This window comes from Paenibacillus swuensis, from assembly GCF_001644605.1.
Lineage (GTDB): Bacteria > Bacillota > Bacilli > Paenibacillales > DY6 > Paenibacillus_N > Paenibacillus_N swuensis.
In genome coordinates, this window is the sequence record NZ_CP011388.1 from 3,106,341 (window position 1) to 3,125,187 (window position 18,847).

Here is an 18,847-nt window from a genome sequence, read left to right on the forward strand (position 1 = left end):
GGAATAACCCGGCATCTTCGACATACTGAAACCCTGACAAATTTGTCAGGGTTTCAGTATTATTTAACCGTCACTTTATACTCCCGCATCCAAGTGTCTACTTGGCCAAGGTAAGCAAACAGTTGCGGTCCCGTCATCAGCTGCCCGAACCACGGCATATTAAACTGTGTGGCATCGGAGTTCGCCAGCGCTTTGATTTTTGGCACGTTAATAAACTGCAACAGCGGGGAAGAAGGATCATCCAAGATTTCCATCACCCATTCCTTAACGGCCGTCAGATAGTTCGGATTATGCGTCTTCGGATATGGGCTTTTCTTGCGGTACAGCACATCATCCGGCAAAATCCCCGTAAGCGACTTCCGCAGCAACCCCTTCTCCCGATCGCCCGCTACCTTCATCTCCCATGGAATGTTAAACACATACTCGACTAACCGGTGGTCGGTATATGGAACACGAACCTCCAGACCCGCATACATGCTCATGCGGTCTTTCCGGTCGAGCAGCGTCGGCATAAAGCGGGTGATGTTGAGATACGACATCTCCCGCATCCTGGCCTTCTGTCCGGCTTCGCCGACCAGCTTTGGCACTTCGTCAATGGCTTGACGGTAGCGTTCCCCAATGTACTCCTCCGGCTTAACCCAAGCCAGCAGGTCGGGGGAAAGCAGAGCGCCGCGCTCTTTCGTGGAGAGCGCCCAAGGGAACGTCCCCGCGTTCAACGCTTCCTCGCGGTGAAACCAAGGGTAGCCGCCGAATATTTCATCGGCGGCCTCCCCGGAAACCGCCACGGTCGCTTTCTTCTTAATCTCCCGGCAGAAGAGCAGCAGGGAGGCGTCCACGTCCGCCATCCCCGGCAGATCCCGCGCACGAACCGCGTCTTTCAGCGCGGCTACCAATTCCGGTGTGTCGAATTCCACATAAGTATGGTTCGTGCTCAGATGCTCGGTCATGCGCGCGATCCATGGCGCGTCCGCATTGGGTTGAAAGGCGCTGGATTTGAAATGCTTATCATTGTCCAAATAATCCACAGAAAAAGTAGGTACGATCCCTTGGCCTGTTTCATTATAGTAGGAAACCGCGATCGAGGTCAGCGCGGAGGAGTCCAGACCGCCGGACAGCAAAGAACAGACCGGAACATCCGACACTAATTGCCGCTCCACCGTATCGATGAGCAGTTCACGTACTTTGGCGATCGTTGTGTCCAGGTCATCTTCATGTTCATGACTTTCCAGCGACCAGTAGGAGGAAACTCTGACACCGCTTCGGTCATACACAAGAAAATGTCCAGGTTTCAACTCGGCTAAATGCTCGTAAACGCCGTGACCGGGCGTACGGGCAGGACCGACTATGAAAATTTCGGCTAACCCTTCCCGGCTGATTTCGGGTTGTACGGAGGGATGCGAGAGAATCGCTTTCGGCTCCGAACCAAACAGAAACGTACCGTTATCATGGGCATAAAAAAGAGGTTTGACGCCAAGCCGGTCCCGGGCCATGAACACATGCTGTTCTTTCTCATTCCATATCGCAAATGCAAAAATTCCGTTAAACCGATCCAAGCACGCCCGTCCCCACTCGATATAGGCGACCAGGAGCACTTCGGTATCGCAATTTGTGCGGAACGTATGTCCGCGAGCTTCCAATTCCTTGCGAAGTTCGGGAGCATTATATAATTCGCCGTTATACACCAGGGTGTACGTATCGTCTCCGGCTTTGCGCACCATAGGCTGCGCTCCGTTCTCGGGATCGATGACGCTTAGACGGCGGTGACCGAAGGCGCAATGGGACGATATCCAGGTTCCGGAGGCATCAGGTCCGCGATTGGCTAACGTTTCCGTCATGTTCTCAAGAATCGACGGATAATGCGTCAGGTCTTTTTTCCAATCGATCCATCCGGTAATTCCGCACATAGACCTTCATCCTCTCAGTAAACGTAATAGTTGGATTAACCTCAAGTCAATAATGTTAAAGTATGCGCAGGGCAGGGATAAAATGTCTGTCCGACAGGAAACCTAATGAGAAAGGGAAAGGAGCTGTGTTATGGAGAAAAAGCACTACTATATTGCGGTTGGAGCCGGCACGGTGATGGAGGATCAGGGGGCCGCAGCCTTTGAACTCGAGATTGAAGCGACCGAAGAGGAAGCCGATCAATTGCAGGAGCTGTTTCGAACACAATATGAAGATGAAATCCCGATGGTTACAGATACTTTCATTTTGCACCCGTTAAAAGCGACGCAAGATCATACCATTTATAAAGATCATCTGCAGGACGTGTACGCGTTGATTCACAAGCTGGGCACACCGGAGACGAAGAAGCACATTGAGAGCATGCAGATTTTGGACAAAATCAAATAAGTAGGAGGACCCGTCTTGTATACAATAAAAAGTGCGCATTATTTAGGCGTTGTTGAGAAAAATGGTACCCGATACGCGCAAGTAGCTGTGCAATCGGCGGTTCCGGGACAACCGGAGATGCTGGCTCACTTCACGAAGAAGGACGAGAATCAGTATGAAATGCCGCTCTTGCTCGAAAACCACGCTGATCTTGATATTGACTGGTATGAAAATAATTTGCACAACGCGTTTGTAAACATTACATCTTCCGAAAATTCGCCGACCGGCAATTCATCTTACACCAAAGATTTGTTAGGCAAGGAAATTCTGAGCTATGGGGATGTTCGGGACTCGGTCAGGAACGGTTTAGGCTAATTTTTATGGCAAAATAAAACCCGGCAGTCACCTAGGCTTTAAGCTTTTGTGACAGCCGGGTTATTTGTTGATTAGGGCAGGACTAAGGTACTAACTCATGTTCTTGTTAATGCCTGAGGCGGTCTGCGGATTCACGGAAGGAAAGGTGCCGGTTGGCGCTTCCACACCGGCCAGATCCGGAGATTGTTCTCCTTCGTCAGCGGCGTCGCCGTTAAAGATACGGTCCATCTCCTGATTCGCCTTCTTGGCGGCTTCGTCAGTTTCATGCGGATTAGGGTTATTGTTGAGATAGGACATGTCTGGGCTCCCTTCGTATGAAGTTCCCTCTAAGTTTGCCCGTCTGCTGTGATTTTATCTATGTCCGCGACTTCGCAACGGCCGGGCTGTGCCCGTGCCGAACTGCGCTGCGACGTCCCCCCTCGTCGGGGGTTCGAATCTACCTGGACATAAAAAAAGACGCAATTACGCGTCTTTTATTTTTTACGTCCCAGGAGGGATGCGCTGCGGCATCAGGACGGTGTCACCGTCCGATGGAGCTCGCGACTCCGCTACGGCCGGGCTGTGCCCGTGCCGAATGCGCTGCGACGTCCCCCCGCGTCGGGGATTCGAATCTACCTGGACATAAAAAAAGACGCAATTACGCGTCTTTTATTTTTTACGTCCCAGGAGGGATTCGAACCCCCGACCGTACGCTTAGAAGGCGTATGCTCTATCCGGCTGAGCTACTGGGACACAATAAATTATAATAGCAGAGGACGCGGGGAAAATCAATGACCAACGTATGGAAACGAGCAATCTCCATCACATTTTTACATTGCCGAGAACAATGCTATAATCTTTAGCAAGTAAACGAGCAGGCGCGGTCTCGAGGCAAAGGTGGTGTGAACGATAGCAGACAATATATATCTTTTTCCAAAAACACTGGATTATTATCAGATTGAATTAACCCGGATGCTCGAAACGGAGCAATACGGCGAAGCCGTAGGCTTACTTGAATTTTTATTGCAATGTCAAGGTGAAGAAGAACGCACTTATGAGGAATGGGGCTCTTTGCTCAACTGGCTTGTGACGGCATTTCCCCACGTAAAGGACGGTCAGGTTCAACCGGATACCGAACAGGATCTAACCGAGAACGATATATTGAAAGAACATGTGAAGTACAAGACGGACAGCGATCCGGACTATGCCCGGAAGATTATAGACACGTTGATCCACAGCCGTGAAATGGACAAAAAGCTCCTGGCACTCGGCCAATTATCTTACATAGATCATCCAAGTATCGATAAAGAATTAGTCCGGTTCGCGGAGGGGAAATCTTTACATCCGTTAATTCAGAGCAAAGCTGTGCAGACGTTGAAAACCCGCGGCGTCGAAGGCGAAATTCGTCTGAACAAACACGGTGAAACCATTACGGTGGATATAGAAGCATTTCCGATGGGCCCGGATGATTTTCCTCAACAAGTACGTGAAATTTTGCTCAGAGTGCAGGAAGTCAGCGAGGTGCATTCGCCGGCTTTGTCTTATTTTGCGGAGGAAACCTGGAATGAATTCTTGTTTTATGTTTACGGAACTTCCGCTTACCGGCAACTGTTGGAACACGATGACAGTACGATGGATGTGTGGGCAGCCGCACTCCATGGTACGTTGTTGGAAACTATGGGCGGCGATCTGGACCCGGGTGAACTTTTTGACATGTACGGCATTCATGACGCGCTGGTGTTTCGGTTTGAGCAGGCTCATAAGTTGTTGAAAAGCTATGTACAGAGCGCGGCCGGCTAGCGATTTATCCAGATTATGTGGGATGCCTTGTAAAAGAGATTGTTTATGTTTATAATGTAATGGTTATAATGGCGCGGACAGGCTTCCTTAGGCCTATTTGTGCCGCCAAGCTCAAGATGTCAGGAACTTCATATAAGGAACTGTTAATTTTTTGGAGGGGAAAGCATAAAATGATAGCAAACTGGGAAAAACTAGAGAAGAACCAAGGGGTTCTTACGGTAGAAGTAGATGCGGATCAAGTTACTTCCGCACTAGACAAGGCGTTCAAGAAAGTTCAAGGTAAGATCAATGTACCTGGATTCCGTAAAGGTAAAGTGCCTCGTCAAATTTTTGAAGCGAAATACGGTGTAGAAGCTCTTTATCAAGATGCAATCGACATCATTCTTCCTGAAGCATACACTGCAGCTGTGAAAGAAACTGCGATTGAACCGATTGACCGTCCGGATGTAGAAGTAGAACAATTCGCTAAAGGACAAGTATTTAAATTCAAAGCAACCGTTGAAGTGAAGCCGGAAGTGAAATTGGGCGACTACAAAGGTATTGAAGTAAGCAAGGACGAAGTATCTGTTTCCGACGAAGAAATTAATGAAGAATTGACTCGTTTGCAACAACGTCATGCTGAACTGGTAGTCGTTGAAGAAGGCGCTGTTGAGAACAACGATATCGCCATCATCGACTTCGACGGTTATGTAGACGGAGAACCGTTCGAAGGCGGCAAAGCCGACAACTATTCTCTTGAAGTAGGATCCGGAAGCTTTATCCCCGGCTTTGAAGAGCAAGTAATCGGTTTGAACAAGGGCGAAGAGAAAGATGTGGAAGTTACTTTCCCTGAAACTTACCATGCGGAACACCTTGCGGGTAAAGCAGCTACATTCAAAGTGAAATTACATGACATTAAACGTAAGAATTTGCCGGCTCTTGACGATGAGTTCGCTAAAGACGTGAGTGAGTTCGAAACATTGGAAGAGTACAAACAAGACATCGTTAAACGCTTGACTGAGAAGAAGGACCAAGAGTCTGTTCAGAAGCAAGAATTTGACGTAGTTGAGAAAGCGGCAGCCAACGCTGAAGTTGAAGTACCTGCGGCTATGGTGAGTTCCGAGCTGAATCACATGGTTCAAGATTTCGAGAACCGTTTGAAGATGCAAGGTATGAACCTTGACCTGTACTATCAATTCTCCGGTCAGAACGAAGAAGCGCTTCGCGCTCAAATGAGCGAAGATGCTCAGAAACGCGTTCTGAACAACCTGGTTCTTGAAGCAATTGCAGAAGCTGAAGGCATTACCGTGTCTGATGAAGAGCTTGATGCTGAACTGAACACGATGGCTGATTCTTACAAGCGTTCCGCTGAAGAGCTTCGCAGCATCCTGTCTGCTAACGGCAGCCTTGACGCTATGAAGGATGAACTTAAAGTGAAGAAAACCGTTAAATACCTCGTTGAAAACAGCAAAGCTGTTTAAGAGATTTAACACTAACATAAGAAGAAAGGCACGTATCCTATTGCGTGCCTTCTTTATTACCCAAAATCGCTATACATAACGGAAAAACCTATTACATACGATTCAAAAGAGTACATATGCTTTACAAAAATGACATACCCGTTTGAACATGATAAAATAGGAGTGTAAGCTATTTTTTAAAAGGAAAAGAGGTTGGAGACATGAATCTGGTGCCAATGGTAGTTGAACAAACGAATCGTGGCGAGCGGTCCTACGACATTTATTCCAGAATGCTTAAAGATCGCATCATCTTTCTTGGGAGCGCGATTGATGATGATGTAGCCAATCTTGTTATAGCTCAGTTGCTATTTTTGGCCGCGGAAGATCCTGAGAAGGACATTCATCTCTACATCAATTCTCCGGGTGGTTCTGTCACAGCGGGGATGGGTATATATGATACGATGCAATTCATTAAACCGGATGTTTCCACCATCTGTGTAGGCTTGGCAGCCTCTATGGGGTCACTGCTGCTTACGGCGGGCGCCAAGGGCAAGCGCTTCGTGCTTCCGAACAGTGAAGTGATGATTCATCAGCCTCTTGGCGGCGTTAGAGGTCAGGCGACGGACATTAAGATTCATGCCGATTGGATCATCAAGACGAAGCAGAAGCTGAATCAAATCCTGGTGGAACGTACGGGTCAACCGTATGAGAAAATCGACCGCGACACCGATAGAGATAACTTTATGGACGCAGATGAAGCTGTTGCTTACGGCCTCGTAGATAAAGTCATCACTCGAGAAGATCTAACAATGAAGGGGTGATCCGATGTTTAAATTTAACGATGAAAAAGGCCAATTGAAATGTTCTTTCTGCGGCAAGTCCCAGGACCAGGTTCGCAAATTGGTGGCAGGTCCGGGCGTATACATTTGTGACGAGTGTATTGAGCTTTGCACTGAAATCGTGGAAGAGGAACTCGGAAGCGAAGAAGAATTGGACTTGAAAGAAGTTCCTAAGCCGAAAGAAATCCGCACCATCCTCGACCAGTACGTCATTGGTCAAGAACAGGCGAAGAAGTCGCTTTCCGTTGCGGTTTATAATCACTATAAACGTATTAATTCTCAGAACAAGCTAGAAGATGTTGAGTTGCAGAAGAGTAATATCGTGCTTGTAGGACCTACAGGCAGCGGTAAAACCTTGCTTGCGCAAACTTTGGCTAAGATTCTGAACGTACCTTTCGCGATTGCAGACGCTACTTCTTTAACAGAAGCGGGTTATGTAGGTGAAGACGTTGAGAATATTCTGTTGAAACTGATTCAAGCGGCTGACTACGATGTGGAGAAAGCGGAACGCGGCATCATCTATATTGATGAGATCGATAAAGTGGCTCGTAAATCCGAGAATCCATCCATTACTCGTGATGTTTCGGGTGAAGGCGTACAACAGGCTTTGCTGAAAATTCTTGAAGGTACTGTGGCTTCTGTTCCTCCTCAAGGCGGACGTAAGCACCCGCACCAAGAATTTATCCAAATTGATACGACGAATATTCTGTTCATTTGCGGCGGTGCATTCGACGGTCTGGAACAGATTATCAAGCGCAGAATCGGCAAGAAAGTTATCGGTTTCGGAGCGGACGGTTTGAAAGCCGACTTGAAGCCGGGCGAATACTTATCCATGTCTTTGCCGGAAGATTTACTGAAATTCGGATTAATTCCCGAATTTGTAGGCCGCTTGCCGGTGATCTCCACTTTGGAGCCGTTGGATGAAGCAGCCTTGGTGAAGATTCTGTCCGAGCCGAAGAACGCTCTGGTGAAGCAATACCAGAAGCTGTTGGATATGGACAATGTGAAGCTTGACTTCGATGCGGAAGCGCTGGAAGCGATCGCGAAGGAAGCCATTAAGCGGAACACCGGAGCTCGTGGTCTGCGCGCCATCATTGAAGGCATTATGCTTGAAGTGATGTATGAAGTTCCTTCCCGTGATGATGTTTCCAATTGCATCATTACCAAGGAAGTTGTCATGGACAAAGTGACACCGGAACTGACGCAGAAGAAAGACACGAAGAAGAAGAAAGAAGAATCGGCTTAACAATATATTACGCCTAGGTACTCCACCAACCCACCGAGCTTTATACCGGTGTGCTTGGTGGAGATTTGGCGTTCATGGGAGAGACCTAAACGAATGTACTTAAGAACTGAGACGGTACCGGTGAAAGTAGGCAACTTGACGATTGGCGGCAGCAATGAAGTCATTATTCAAAGCATGTGTACGACCAAGACAGCGGATGTTCAGGCGACCGTTGCCGAAATTCTTCGCTTGGAAGAAGCCGGCTGTCAGATCGTTCGGGTCACGGTGAACAATAAAGAAGCGGCGGAAGCCATTAAAGAAATCAAGAAACAAATCAACATTCCGTTGGTAGCGGACATTCATTTCGACTACCGACTAGCTTTGGCGGCCATCGAAAACGGTGTGGACAAGGTGCGGATTAACCCGGGGAACATCGGGCGCCGCGAGAAAGTGGAAGCCGTCGTTAAAGCGTGCAAGGACAAAGGGATTCCGATTCGCATTGGTGTGAACGCCGGTTCCCTGGAAAACCACTTGCTGGAGAAGTACGGCTATCCGACTGCGGATGCGATGGTCGAAAGTGCTTTGTATCACATCGGTATTCTGGAAGAGCTGGATTTTCACGATATTATCGTATCCTTGAAAGCTTCTGATGTACCGATGGCGATTGAAGCCTACACGAAAGCTTCCAAGGCCTTTAAGTATCCTTTGCACCTGGGTATAACAGAGGCAGGGACACTTCATTCAGGAACCATCAAGAGCTCTGCCGGCATCGGCGCATTGCTTTCCATGGGCATCGGTAACACCGTTCGTATTTCTCTTAGTGCGGATCCGGTGGAAGAAGTGAAAGTGGCGCGCGAGTTATTGAAAATTTTCGGATTGATCACAAACGCGGCTACGCTTATTTCTTGCCCGACCTGCGGACGATTGGACATCGATTTATTTTCCATCGCGAACGAAGTGGAAGAATATATCTCCAAGATCAAAGTGCCGATTAAGGTGTCTGTGCTAGGCTGCGCGGTAAACGGACCGGGGGAAGCGCGTGAAGCCGACATCGGCATCGCCGGTGCCCGCGGAGAAGGCATGTTGTTCCGTTACGGAGAGATGATTCGCAAAGTTCCGGAGGCCGAGCTTCTTGCAGAGCTGAAGAAGGAAATCGATATTATTGTTGAGCACTATGAGCGCACGGGTATGATCCCGGGTCGCGCAGAGCACGCGCATTAATCACTAGGCTGCCGTCATTCGGCAGTCTTTTTTTTTTGTGGTCCTCATGTAACTTATCCCTTTGTAGAACGTTACATATTCATAAGCATCACACTGTCTTGAAATTCACAAAAACATAAGGAGTTTACATCATGAAAGCCTCAGCATATGGTATTACTTTACTTACTGCGATAATGATTACAGGTTGTGAGGTTTCGGGCTTTGCAACTGAGGCGCGGGAACAGAAAATTGAACAATCTGCAACACAAATTCAAAAATCGGAAGAGACCAAAGAACCTAAGAGATTTTCATACCTGGACCAACTTCCACCGACCAAAATAGAGGCATACCAACAATTTTTGAAAGATCGGAATCTAATTCATTTTGAGGATTTTTCACCTGAAGATATTTTTACTACATATTTACATGCCGTGGCTGAGGATGAGTTTAGTGTAATTTATCATCTTTCATACCACAACGGTTCATCGCCTAAATATCAGGATTTTAAAGAAATTTATAATAAACATTTAAAGCGAAATTTTAGGGATCTTGCGTTTAACTACAGGTATTTTGATTCCCTTGAGATTCAAGACGATATGGTAACAGAACATCAAGTAGCGGTCACCATAACCGCAGGTGTGGGTAATTTCACAAGTTCTGATATTTATGGCTTGAAGAAAGAAAACAAAGTGTGGAAGATGGATGTGCATCATCTGGTTGCAAAGAAACTATTTTGAACTGATCGTTAGGAGGGGCCAGATTGAAGAAACCGAATAGCCTTAAACCAAAAGCTAAAATTGCTATAATATCGCCTTCAAGCGGATTGCCATATCTGTATCCGGGGATTTATGAGCTGGGTTTGAAACACCTGCAAGAAACACTAGGGTTTGAAATTAAGGAGATGCCTACTGCAAGGATGTCTACTGATGAACTGTACCGAAATCCAAAATTGCGCGCTCAAGAGATCAATCGCTGTTTCGAAGATCCTGAAATAGATGGGATTATTACGTCTATCGGCGGTTATGAATCCATACGAATTTTGCCATTTCTAAATACGGAACTAATCATGAACAATCCGAAATTTATTATGGGCTTCTCGGACGCGACGACTTTCCTGGCCTACTTTAATCAACTTGGGTTGGTAACATTCTACGGTCCCTCAGTTATGGCGGGACTGGCTCAAATGAAATATCTTCCGACAGGATATGAGCAACATTTGAAATCCATCCTGTTCTCCAACGAATATCCTTATACTTATGCACCTTACTCACACTGGACAGAAGGTTATCAAGATTGGAGTAATCTGGACACCCTAGGCGAATGTCAGGAATTTCAAGATAATACTGAGGGCTGGAAGTTCCTGCAAGGGAGTCAGGTTCAACAAGGGACTTTGTGGGGAGGCTGTATTGAGGTTCTGGAATTTATGAAGTCTACGGAGTATTGGCCTGAGCCTTCTTTTTGGCAAGATCGTATCCTGTTCTTTGAGACATCCGAAGACAAACCTTCGCCTATGCAAGTTGGATATATGTTAAGAAATTACGGGATGCAGGGCATTTTCCAGAAGATTAACGGAATCCTATTCGGTCGGCCAAAAGATTACTCTACCGCAGAGAAACAGGAGCTCAACAACATCATTCTCGATATCTTCAAAGTTGAATTTAGCGCAGATCAAGTGCCGATCGTCGTTGACTTTGATTTTGGACACACAGACCCGAAGTTCATCCTCCCTCTTGGTGCTCAAATGCAATTGGATCCTTTAAGGAATGAAATCAGATTGCTTGAGAGCCCTTTCGGCTCGGGAGGGAATGTATCATGAGATGGACCGTAAACTTAATTAACGTAACGTTGTTTGTTTTTCTAATAACAGGTTGTTTCAACTCTAACCAGAATGACAAAGAAATAATGAAGGTACAAGAAACTCAAGAAACCCAAGAAACTCAAGTTGCGGTTCATCAAACCAAGTTTTCATATCTCGAACAACTGTCTGATGAAAAGGTTAAACTGTATGAACAATATTTGGCGGACAAAAACATTAGCCATTTTAAAGCTTTTTCCCCAGAAGAAGTTCTGTTGGCATATATTCACGCTTCCGTATCGGGAGACATTGAGGTCAATTAGCCCTAACTTATAATGACGGCAAGTTGCCCGATGCAAATCTTTTTAGTAAAGAATTTTTTGACCATGTATCAACCTATTTTTCGCAACTAGCTTTGAGTCACAGATATTATGATTCCATTGACATTCAGAACGTAGCAGATAAAGACGACCAACTTTCCGTAATCATTTCTGCAAGTATCGGCATACATAAAAGTTCCACGGCTTTTGGCTTAAATAAAGATAACAACGTTTGGAAAATGAACATCTATCCTATCATCGAGAACAAAAAGAAAAAAATCGAAGAATAAGAAAGACATAACCCCAACCTTTCAAACACATTTCCAAATTTCGCCCCAATCGATTATCCGCCCCAGTGAAAGGATATACTACCAAGTACAGACACTAGCTGGGAGGTAGTTAATTATGACATTCAGTACCGTATTGATGTTGATTCAAGTGTTTTTTGCCATTGTCATCGGCGTTTATTTCTGGAATTTGCTCCGTAACCAAAAGACGAACCGATCCGCCGTTGACCGGGAATCGCGCAAGGAAATGGAGAAGCTGCGCAAGCTTCGCTCGGTTTCCCTGACCAAACCGCTGGCGGAGAAAACCCGTCCGGCAACATTGCAAGACATCGTCGGGCAAAAAGAAGGCATCCGCGCCCTCAAAGCGGCCCTCTGCGGCGCTAATCCCCAGCATGTGATCGTGTACGGTCCCCCAGGAGTGGGGAAAACGGCGGCGGCCCGGGTTATTCTCGAGGAAGCCAAGAAGAACCCCATGTCTCCTTTTCTCACTGAAGCCAAGTTTAATGAGATTGACGCCACGACGGCCCGGTTTGACGAGCGGGGCATTGCCGATCCGCTGATCGGTTCTGTTCATGACCCGATTTACCAAGGTGCGGGTGCGATGGGTGTGGCGGGTATTCCGCAGCCGAAGCCCGGTGCTGTCACCAAGGCGCACGGCGGAATTTTATTTATTGATGAAATAGGTGAATTGCACCCGATCCAAATGAATAAATTGTTAAAAGTACTGGAAGACCGGAAAGTGTTTCTGGAGAGTGCTTACTATAATTCGGAGGATATCAACATTCCTTCGTACATCCATGATATTTTTCAAAACGGCTTACCAGCCGACTTCCGTCTCGTAGGCGCGACAACGCGTTCGCCCCAAGAGATTCCGCCGGCGATTCGTTCGCGGTGTATGGAGATCTTTTTCCGCCCTCTTTTGCCTGAAGAAATCGGTAGTATCGCCTCTAACGCGCTGAAGAAAATCGGTTTTCCACCCAGTCCGGAAGCGGTAGAAGTCGTCAAAAAATACGCGACCAACGGCAGGGAAGCCGTGAACGTCATTCAATTGTCCGTGGGCATCGCCATTTCGGAAAGCCGTCAGACCATCTCTGCGGCAGATGTGGAATGGGTGGTCAACTCCAGCCAGATTCCGCCGCGCCCGGAGAAGAAAGTGCCTCACGCGCCGCAGGTAGGCTTTGTGAACGGTCTTGCCGTGTACGGAGCGAATATGGGAACTGTGCTGGAAATTGAGGTAACCGCAACGCTAGCCGTCAAACCAGGAGCCGGTTCTTTTAACATCACAGGCGTTGTCGATGAAGAAGAGATGGGCGGAGGGTCCCGCACGTTGAGACGGAAGTCGATGGCACGCGGCTCTGTCGAGAATGTGTTGACGGTCTTGCGCCGATTTGGATATCACACCAATAACTATGACATGCATATCAATTTCCCGGGGGGCGTTCCGATTGACGGACCTTCCGCAGGTATAGCCATGGCCACCGCCATCGTCTCCGCGATTACGAACCAGCCATTGGACAATACGATTGCCATGACCGGAGAAGTCAGTATTCACGGTCGTGTGAAGCCTGTTGGCGGCGTGGTAGCCAAGGTGGAAGCCGCATTCCAAGCGGGTGCGCTTACCGTCATCATTCCTAAGGATAACTGGCAAGAAATTTTTGCGGGACTTGACGGGTTGAAGGTCATCCCGGTGGATACGATCCAAGAGGTGTTTACACAATGCTTTGGCGAACAACCGGTGGAAGAAACCGCAATATTTCCTGCTGCTTCAGAGCTCCTGATTTCGCCGTCCATTCCTTATTTGCAAGCAGGTGAAAGTAAACAGACGCCAATGCTGTAATCGTCGCAACCAGTTGAATCGCAATATAACCAGGCGCCGTGCGACGAATTGGTGTTTTGATTAAAGTTTTGTTAAAATGGGTTATGCAACAAATGGAAGCAAGAGCTACTTGGAGGTGCTGACGCATGGGGCCAACAAAATCAAAAGGACGTAACATTCCTTTATTGCCGCTTAGGGGACTGCTTGTTTACCCCAGCATGGTGCTTCACTTGGATGTAGGCCGTGAGAAATCCGTCAAGGCGCTGGAGAAAGCGATGATTGACGATTCCATGATCCTGCTGTGTTCCCAATCCGAAGTCAACATAGAGGAACCCGCGCAAGAGGACATTTACCGCATAGGAACTGTAGCCAAAGTAAGGCAAATGCTGAAGCTGCCGAACGGTACAATTCGCGTATTAGTTGAGGGCATCACCCGATCTGAAATTATCGAATTTCTCGCGAATGAGGAGTTCTATGAGGTGCAGGCGAAGGATTTGCCGGAGGACGAATCAACAGATCCGGAGACAGACGCCTTGATGAGAACGGTGCTGACTCAATTTGAATCTTATATCAATCTTTCCAAAAAGGTGACGCCCGAGACGCTTGCCGCGGTATCGGATATCGATGAACCGGGCCGTTTGGCGGATGTGATTTCCAGCCATCTTTCTTTGAAAATTAAAGATAAACAGGAAATTCTGGAGACGGTGGATGTGCGTCTACGTTTGGAGAAATTGCTGGACATCCTTAATAATGAACGCGAGGTGCTGGAGCTTGAACGCAAGATCAGCCAGCGCGTCAAGAAGCAGATGGAGAAGACGCAGAAAGAGTACTACCTGCGTGAACAGATGAAAGCGATCCAGAAGGAACTTGGGGACAAGGAAGGCCGTACCGGAGAAGTGGAAGAGCTTCGTTCGCAACTGGCGGAATCCGGGGTGCCCGAGAAGGTTCGGGAGAAGATCGAGAAAGAGATTGACCGTCTGGAGAAAATGCCCGCTACATCAGCCGAAGGCGGCGTGATTCGCAATTATGTGGATTGGCTGCTGGGCTTGCCTTGGGATAAGCAGACAGAAGACGATCTGGACATCGGGAATGCGGAAGAGATTCTTAACGATGACCATTATGGTCTCGAGAAGCCGAAGGAACGCGTACTTGAATATTTGGCGGTGCAGAAGCTTGTCAAGAAGATGAAAGGACCCATCCTTTGTCTGGTTGGACCTCCGGGCGTAGGTAAAACTTCTTTAGCCCGATCCATTGCCAAGTCGCTAGGCAGAGAGTTCGTGCGCATTTCACTTGGAGGGGTACGAGACGAAGCGGAAATTCGCGGGCATCGCCGTACTTATGTAGGCGCAATGCCCGGCCGTATTATTCAAGGTTTGAAGAATGCGGGCACGCGTAATCCGGTCTTCTTATTAGATGAGATTGATAAGATGGCATCTGATTTCCGGGGAGATCCTTCGGCTGCGCTTCTTGAAGTGCTGGATCCGGAACAGAATAACACGTTCAGCGATCATTTCATTGAAGTTCCTTTCGATTTGTCGAACGTGATGTTTGTGACAACCGCGAACGCGACGCATACGATTCCTCGTCCGTTATTGGATCGTATGGAAATGATCTACATCCCCGGCTATACGGAGCTGGAGAAGCTTCAGATTGCCCGCAAGTATTTGCTGCCGAAGCAGAAGTCTGATCACGGACTAACGGATGAACAGCTGACCGTTGAAGAACCGACTCTGCTGAAGCTGGTTCGCGAGTATACCCGCGAGTCGGGTGTTCGGAACCTGGAACAACAGGTGGCTACCCTATGCCGGAAAACGGCCAAGAAAATCGTATCGGGCGATGAACAGTCCATTGTAATTTCACCGGATGAGCTTAAAGAGTATCTGGGACCTCAGAAGTTCCGTTATGGTATGGTAGAGGCCGAGGATCAGATTGGAGCTGTAACCGGCTTGGCATGGACTGAAGTCGGCGGTGATACGCTGGTCATTGAAGTGACAGTACTCCCGGGTAAGGGCAAGCTTACTCTAACGGGTAAACTGGGTGATGTGATGAAGGAATCCGCGCAGGCGGCTTTCTCTTATACACGTTCCAGGGCGGCTCAGCTACAAATCGATCCTGAATTTCATGAAAAGAACGATATCCATATTCATATTCCCGAAGGGGCCATTCCGAAGGACGGTCCTTCAGCCGGAATTACGATGGCTACAGCGTTAATCTCCGCTCTTACCAACATTCCGGTCAGCAAGGAAGTGGCCATGACCGGAGAGATTACGTTGCGCGGACGCGTGTTGCCGATCGGCGGACTGAAAGAGAAGTCATTGGCCGCACACCGCGCGGGCATCAAGAAAATTTTGTTACCGAAAGACAATGAGAAGGACTTAAGGGATATCCCGGACAGTGTAAGGAACGAGGTTACATTTGTACCCGTCGGCCATATGGACGAAGTTCTGGACCATGCCTTGGTAAAACCCGTGGAAGTCCTTTAGAAAGCAGGAAAGAATATGAAGGTCACCCAAGCCGAATTTACAATCAGCGCCGCGGGTCCTAAACAATACCCTGAAGATGCCTTGCCGGAGATTGCTCTGGCAGGGCGTTCTAATGTCGGCAAATCTTCACTGATTAACAAGATGCTGCAACGCAAGAACTTGGCCCGGACAAGTTCCCAGCCAGGTAAAACTCAATTATTGAATTATTACAGAATTAATGAGGCCTTATACTTCGTCGATTTTCCCGGTTACGGGTTTGCCAAGGTATCCAAATCGCTGCGCGAGCAGTGGGGCAAGATGATTGAAGAATATCTCAAACATCGGGAACCGCTTAAACTGATCTTGCATGTCATTGATCTGCGTCATCCCCCTTCTAAGGATGATCAAGCCATGTACTCCTGGTTGAAGCATTATAACTTGCCGGTATGTATCGTTACGACGAAAGCGGATAAGATCCCGAAGACGAAGTGGCAGAAGCATCTGAAGATTGTTAAGGAAACGCTTGAGGTCGATCCCCGAGACCCCATCATCATGTTTTCTTCCGAAACCGGTTTAGGCAAGGACGAATTGTGGTTACATATAGCTAAAGCTGCAAGCCTTCAAACAGAAACTGAAATCACAGCAGAATAGGAAACACCATAGGAAACGCATGATGGAAAGGCAGGAAACAGAGCATTCTTAGCTTTCTGTTGAACTTCTTCCATGAAAGCAGCGTTATTCAATGAAATTCGCTGAAAAATCACATTTTATCGGCAGGCGGGAACGTCTGCGGGTGTTGTATAATGAGATCAGGATTTAAGAATCAAGAAGCGCTTCACAAGCTGTATCACAAAGATCGGGGAGATTTTTATGGCTCAGCGGTTAGCCACGGTATATGTCCAAACCCGTTTGACACTATCGGAAACCGAAATGATGGAGTTCGCGCAATGGTTTGCCGAGCAACAAATCAACATGCAAGTAAAGGTTACGGAGAACGGTAATCATGAAATGTCGTTCGCGGATGATCTTGTTCAAGAAGGTTTATTAACCTTCGAACGAGTCGCAGGCGGATATTTGTTTCATGGCACGTGCCGATTCACCAATCCCAAGCTGGCTAATGCCATGCGTAAAGCCGTGTCGATGTATAAAGGCGACGCGATTGTACACCGGATTTATGCCGGGTACACGATGGTGTATCACTATGTAGGCGGAACGGCGATCAAGATCATCGAAAGTAAAGCCGGTGAAGAGAAGCTCGTTTACGAATACAAGGATACGCTGGGTCAACTTCAACGATTATTCGATAAGAACCATGTTGAAGCGGCTATTCAGGTCACGAATATTGAAATTAATGAGCTTCTGGACGCAAGGATTGTTTGTACCACAGAACTTGAGAAAGCTGTGATTGACAGGCAGCTTGCGCACTTGACGAAGACTTTGTTCACTTTGGAAGCATAATCTACGAGAAGGCCCTTCGGGTCTTTTTTTTTTGCTTACGAAAATTAAACGATCCTTATCACATGAAGGGTTTGCTTCACATATGTTGATGGAGTCGGGATGAGGCATAAAGTCCTAGAACCATTAACCTTCGCATATCAAAAAAAAGTATTGCAATTCAACCCAATAGATGTTATTTTTATTTTCGTTGACAATCACATATAGGAACCAGGATTCACTCAGGACGACATTAGATATGTTGCGAGAGATTTTTCCCTCGGAGAAGTGAATGACGTAGGTCCTAGCGGATGAAATTTTTACAAACATTTTATTCCTAGGAAGGGGGAACCGGAAGATGGAATACTCAACTTTCGGAAGACACGTTGCTGTTGATACTTGGGGAGTCGATTTCGACAAACTGAACAGTGCAGAATGGCTACAAGCTCAAATGGTCGAAGCAGCGGAGGCTTGCGGTGCAACCGTATTATCAGTACAATCGAAGCAATTCGAACCACAAGGAGCAACAGTGCTCGTATTACTGTCTGAGAGTCACCTCTCGATTCATACTTATCCTGAGAGAGGTTTTGCGGCAATTGACTGTTATACTTGCGGCGAAACGGTAGATCCGCAACTCGCGATCGACCATATGGTATCCGTATTGAAACCGGAGAAAGCGTATGCCAAGAAATTAGTGCGCGGACTCGGCGAATTGAAAGTGGAAACACCTGAACTGAAAGAAGCACAACTTATCAAATAAAGATTTATATAAGCGGTAACCATGGATGTTGATCCGTGGTTATTTCTTTTTTACCCCGTCCATACAATGGTACAAGAGTGAAGTGCCAGGCAGGAGGGCGAGGGAATGATGTTGAAAAGAGGATTCGGCGGCATGATGCTGCTGCTGTTAATTGTGGCTTGTGTGATTCTGTGGCCGTTATACCAGCTCTTTGGCGGTGCGCGCGATGTGGAGGGAACAGAAGGGCATCTGTTATTTCAAGTGACCGCGCTCCAGATGGAATTGTTACATAAAGGCATTCAAGAAGCTTCGGCGGAGCCCGTGGCAGAAGAACTTGCAGCCCTCAAAGAAAGGGTTTTCTCCGCGTCTTATGCCCATGAAAAGCTCACATTGGCCGTGGGTAAAGAGAGTTTAAATGAACTGATCTCTTTACGGCGGCTATCGGATTGGATTATCCGGGTTCAACTCGCGGAACGTGAACTCAGTACGGAAGAATCAGCGGTACTAAAGGAATGTCATGAACGTTTCACACCGTTATTCGAAGAATATACAGAATTGTTTAATGAAACGGGACAGCTCTATTCCGTCCGGAGCGAACGGTTGGATGAAGAGGATCGCGAGATTGCCGATTGGTTAGAGGAGCAGCTAGGTTTATAATGGTCCGCCAGCCTGAATATGGTATAGTCATTCTGGAATTAGTTCACAATAGTAAAGCTTGTGGCAAAGTGATGATTTTCTTCATAAATTATTCAAAATTGATTGGGTTTTCGCCTGATCCCAATGTCGAACTATGTTATAATAAATGATGA

General features: G+C 47.3%; 18 protein-coding genes and 1 tRNA gene. 16 read left to right on the forward strand and 3 right to left on the reverse strand.

Features of this window, described 5'->3' with window-relative positions; all coding sequences use genetic code 11:
- Positions 1-59: 59 nt before the first annotated feature.
- Complete coding sequence (gene asnB, locus SY83_RS13615) at positions 60-1,904, reverse strand: asparagine synthase (glutamine-hydrolyzing) (protein WP_068607360.1); 1,845 nt, start codon at positions 1,902-1,904, stop codon at positions 60-62.
- 130 nt (positions 1,905-2,034) lie between these two features.
- On the opposite strand from asnB, the gene SY83_RS13620 reads away from it, so the two are divergent.
- Together SY83_RS13620 and SY83_RS13625 are read left to right on the forward strand one after the other, a co-directional pair.
- Positions 2,035-2,349, forward strand: a complete 315-nt coding sequence (locus SY83_RS13620) for a hypothetical protein (protein WP_068607362.1) — start codon at positions 2,035-2,037, stop codon at positions 2,347-2,349.
- 15 nt (positions 2,350-2,364) lie between these two features.
- Positions 2,365-2,703, forward strand: a complete 339-nt coding sequence (locus SY83_RS13625; RefSeq protein WP_068607364.1) for a hypothetical protein — start codon at positions 2,365-2,367, stop codon at positions 2,701-2,703.
- Positions 2,704-2,793: 90 nt separating this feature from the next.
- Here SY83_RS13625 and SY83_RS13630 read toward each other — a convergent pair whose 3' ends face one another.
- Both SY83_RS13630 and SY83_RS13635 read right to left on the reverse strand, forming a co-directional pair.
- Positions 2,794-3,000: a hypothetical protein gene (locus tag SY83_RS13630; protein WP_068607366.1), complete on the reverse strand. Its 207-nt coding sequence runs from the start codon at positions 2,998-3,000 to the stop codon at positions 2,794-2,796.
- 361 nt (positions 3,001-3,361) lie between these two features.
- Positions 3,362-3,435, reverse strand: a tRNA-Arg gene (locus tag SY83_RS13635).
- Positions 3,436-3,654: 219 nt separating this feature from the next.
- Between SY83_RS13635 and SY83_RS13640 the strand changes: the two genes are divergently transcribed.
- The 14 genes from SY83_RS13640 to SY83_RS13710 all read left to right on the forward strand — a co-directional run bounded on the left by SY83_RS13640 (position 3,655) and on the right by SY83_RS13710 (position 18,695).
- Positions 3,655-4,482: a hypothetical protein gene (locus tag SY83_RS13640; protein ID WP_231891253.1), complete on the forward strand. Its 828-nt coding sequence runs from the start codon at positions 3,655-3,657 to the stop codon at positions 4,480-4,482.
- A 170-nt stretch (positions 4,483-4,652) separates the two neighbouring features.
- On the forward strand, positions 4,653-5,942 hold the full coding sequence (gene tig / locus SY83_RS13645) for a trigger factor (protein WP_068607370.1): 1,290 nt from the start codon (positions 4,653-4,655) through the stop codon (positions 5,940-5,942).
- 200 nt (positions 5,943-6,142) lie between these two features.
- Entirely contained in the window at positions 6,143-6,742 is a 600-nt protein-coding gene (gene clpP, locus SY83_RS13650; RefSeq protein WP_068607372.1) for an ATP-dependent Clp endopeptidase proteolytic subunit ClpP, read from the forward strand.
- Positions 6,743-6,746: 4 nt separating this feature from the next.
- Complete coding sequence (gene clpX, locus SY83_RS13655) at positions 6,747-8,006, forward strand: ATP-dependent protease ATP-binding subunit ClpX (RefSeq protein ID WP_068607374.1); 1,260 nt, start codon at positions 6,747-6,749, stop codon at positions 8,004-8,006.
- A gap of 93 nt (positions 8,007-8,099) precedes the next feature.
- Positions 8,100-9,206 (forward strand): flavodoxin-dependent (E)-4-hydroxy-3-methylbut-2-enyl-diphosphate synthase, encoded by a 1,107-nt coding sequence (gene ispG / locus SY83_RS13660; RefSeq protein WP_068607375.1) that lies wholly within the window; start codon positions 8,100-8,102, stop codon positions 9,204-9,206.
- Positions 9,207-9,337: 131 nt separating this feature from the next.
- Positions 9,338-9,922 carry a hypothetical protein gene (locus SY83_RS13665; RefSeq protein ID WP_068607377.1) on the forward strand — a complete coding sequence of 195 codons (585 nt, stop codon included), beginning with the start codon at positions 9,338-9,340 and terminating at the stop codon, positions 9,920-9,922.
- Between the two features lie 23 nt (positions 9,923-9,945).
- Positions 9,946-11,001 (forward strand): S66 family peptidase, encoded by a 1,056-nt coding sequence (locus tag SY83_RS13670; protein WP_068607379.1) that lies wholly within the window; start codon positions 9,946-9,948, stop codon positions 10,999-11,001.
- On the forward strand, positions 10,998-11,303 hold the full coding sequence (locus SY83_RS13675; RefSeq protein ID WP_068607381.1) for a hypothetical protein: 306 nt from the start codon (positions 10,998-11,000) through the stop codon (positions 11,301-11,303). Before SY83_RS13670 ends, SY83_RS13675 begins: the two co-directional genes overlap by 4 nt.
- Positions 11,304-11,705: 402 nt before the next feature.
- Positions 11,706-13,424 (forward strand): ATP-dependent protease LonB, encoded by a 1,719-nt coding sequence (lonB, locus tag SY83_RS13685; RefSeq protein ID WP_068607386.1) that lies wholly within the window; start codon positions 11,706-11,708, stop codon positions 13,422-13,424.
- A gap of 125 nt (positions 13,425-13,549) precedes the next feature.
- Positions 13,550-15,886: an endopeptidase La gene (lon, locus tag SY83_RS13690; RefSeq protein WP_068607389.1), complete on the forward strand. Its 2,337-nt coding sequence runs from the start codon at positions 13,550-13,552 to the stop codon at positions 15,884-15,886.
- Positions 15,887-15,901: 15 nt separating this feature from the next.
- Positions 15,902-16,516, forward strand: coding sequence for a ribosome biogenesis GTP-binding protein YihA/YsxC (gene yihA, locus SY83_RS13695; protein WP_068607391.1), 615 nt, complete (start codon positions 15,902-15,904; stop codon positions 16,514-16,516).
- A 219-nt stretch (positions 16,517-16,735) separates the two neighbouring features.
- A complete protein-coding gene (locus tag SY83_RS13700) occupies positions 16,736-17,323 on the forward strand; it encodes a hypothetical protein (RefSeq protein ID WP_068607393.1) in 588 nt (195 codons plus the stop codon).
- A 334-nt stretch (positions 17,324-17,657) separates the two neighbouring features.
- On the forward strand, positions 17,658-18,059 hold the full coding sequence (gene speD / locus SY83_RS13705) for an adenosylmethionine decarboxylase (protein WP_068607395.1): 402 nt from the start codon (positions 17,658-17,660) through the stop codon (positions 18,057-18,059).
- A 105-nt stretch (positions 18,060-18,164) separates the two neighbouring features.
- Positions 18,165-18,695, forward strand: coding sequence for a hypothetical protein (locus tag SY83_RS13710; RefSeq protein ID WP_068607397.1), 531 nt, complete (start codon positions 18,165-18,167; stop codon positions 18,693-18,695).
- Positions 18,696-18,847 lie beyond the last annotated feature (152 nt).

Bases quoted from the DNA above. Each gene is read 5' to 3' on its own strand.
- asnB (WP_068607360.1), bottom strand. From the start codon at position 1,904: ATGTGCGGAATTACCGGATGGATCGATTGGAAAAAAGACCTGACGCAT.
- SY83_RS13620 (WP_068607362.1), top strand. From the start codon at position 2,035: ATGGAGAAAAAGCACTACTATATTGCGGTTGGAGCCGGCACGGTGATG.
- SY83_RS13630 (WP_068607366.1), bottom strand. From the start codon at position 3,000: ATGTCCTATCTCAACAATAACCCTAATCCGCATGAAACTGACGAAGCC.
- SY83_RS13640 (WP_231891253.1), top strand. From the start codon at position 3,655: ATGCTCGAAACGGAGCAATACGGCGAAGCCGTAGGCTTACTTGAATTT.
- tig (WP_068607370.1), top strand. From the start codon at position 4,653: ATGATAGCAAACTGGGAAAAACTAGAGAAGAACCAAGGGGTTCTTACG.
- clpP (WP_068607372.1), top strand. From the start codon at position 6,143: ATGAATCTGGTGCCAATGGTAGTTGAACAAACGAATCGTGGCGAGCGG.
- clpX (WP_068607374.1), top strand. From the start codon at position 6,747: ATGTTTAAATTTAACGATGAAAAAGGCCAATTGAAATGTTCTTTCTGC.
- ispG (WP_068607375.1), top strand. From the start codon at position 8,100: ATGTACTTAAGAACTGAGACGGTACCGGTGAAAGTAGGCAACTTGACG.
- SY83_RS13665 (WP_068607377.1), top strand. From the start codon at position 9,338: ATGAAAGCCTCAGCATATGGTATTACTTTACTTACTGCGATAATGATT.
- SY83_RS13675 (WP_068607381.1), top strand. From the start codon at position 10,998: ATGAGATGGACCGTAAACTTAATTAACGTAACGTTGTTTGTTTTTCTA.
- lonB (WP_068607386.1), top strand. From the start codon at position 11,706: ATGACATTCAGTACCGTATTGATGTTGATTCAAGTGTTTTTTGCCATT.
- lon (WP_068607389.1), top strand. From the start codon at position 13,550: ATGGGGCCAACAAAATCAAAAGGACGTAACATTCCTTTATTGCCGCTT.
- yihA (WP_068607391.1), top strand. From the start codon at position 15,902: ATGAAGGTCACCCAAGCCGAATTTACAATCAGCGCCGCGGGTCCTAAA.
- SY83_RS13700 (WP_068607393.1), top strand. From the start codon at position 16,736: ATGGCTCAGCGGTTAGCCACGGTATATGTCCAAACCCGTTTGACACTA.
- speD (WP_068607395.1), top strand. From the start codon at position 17,658: ATGGAATACTCAACTTTCGGAAGACACGTTGCTGTTGATACTTGGGGA.
- SY83_RS13710 (WP_068607397.1), top strand. From the start codon at position 18,165: ATGATGTTGAAAAGAGGATTCGGCGGCATGATGCTGCTGCTGTTAATT.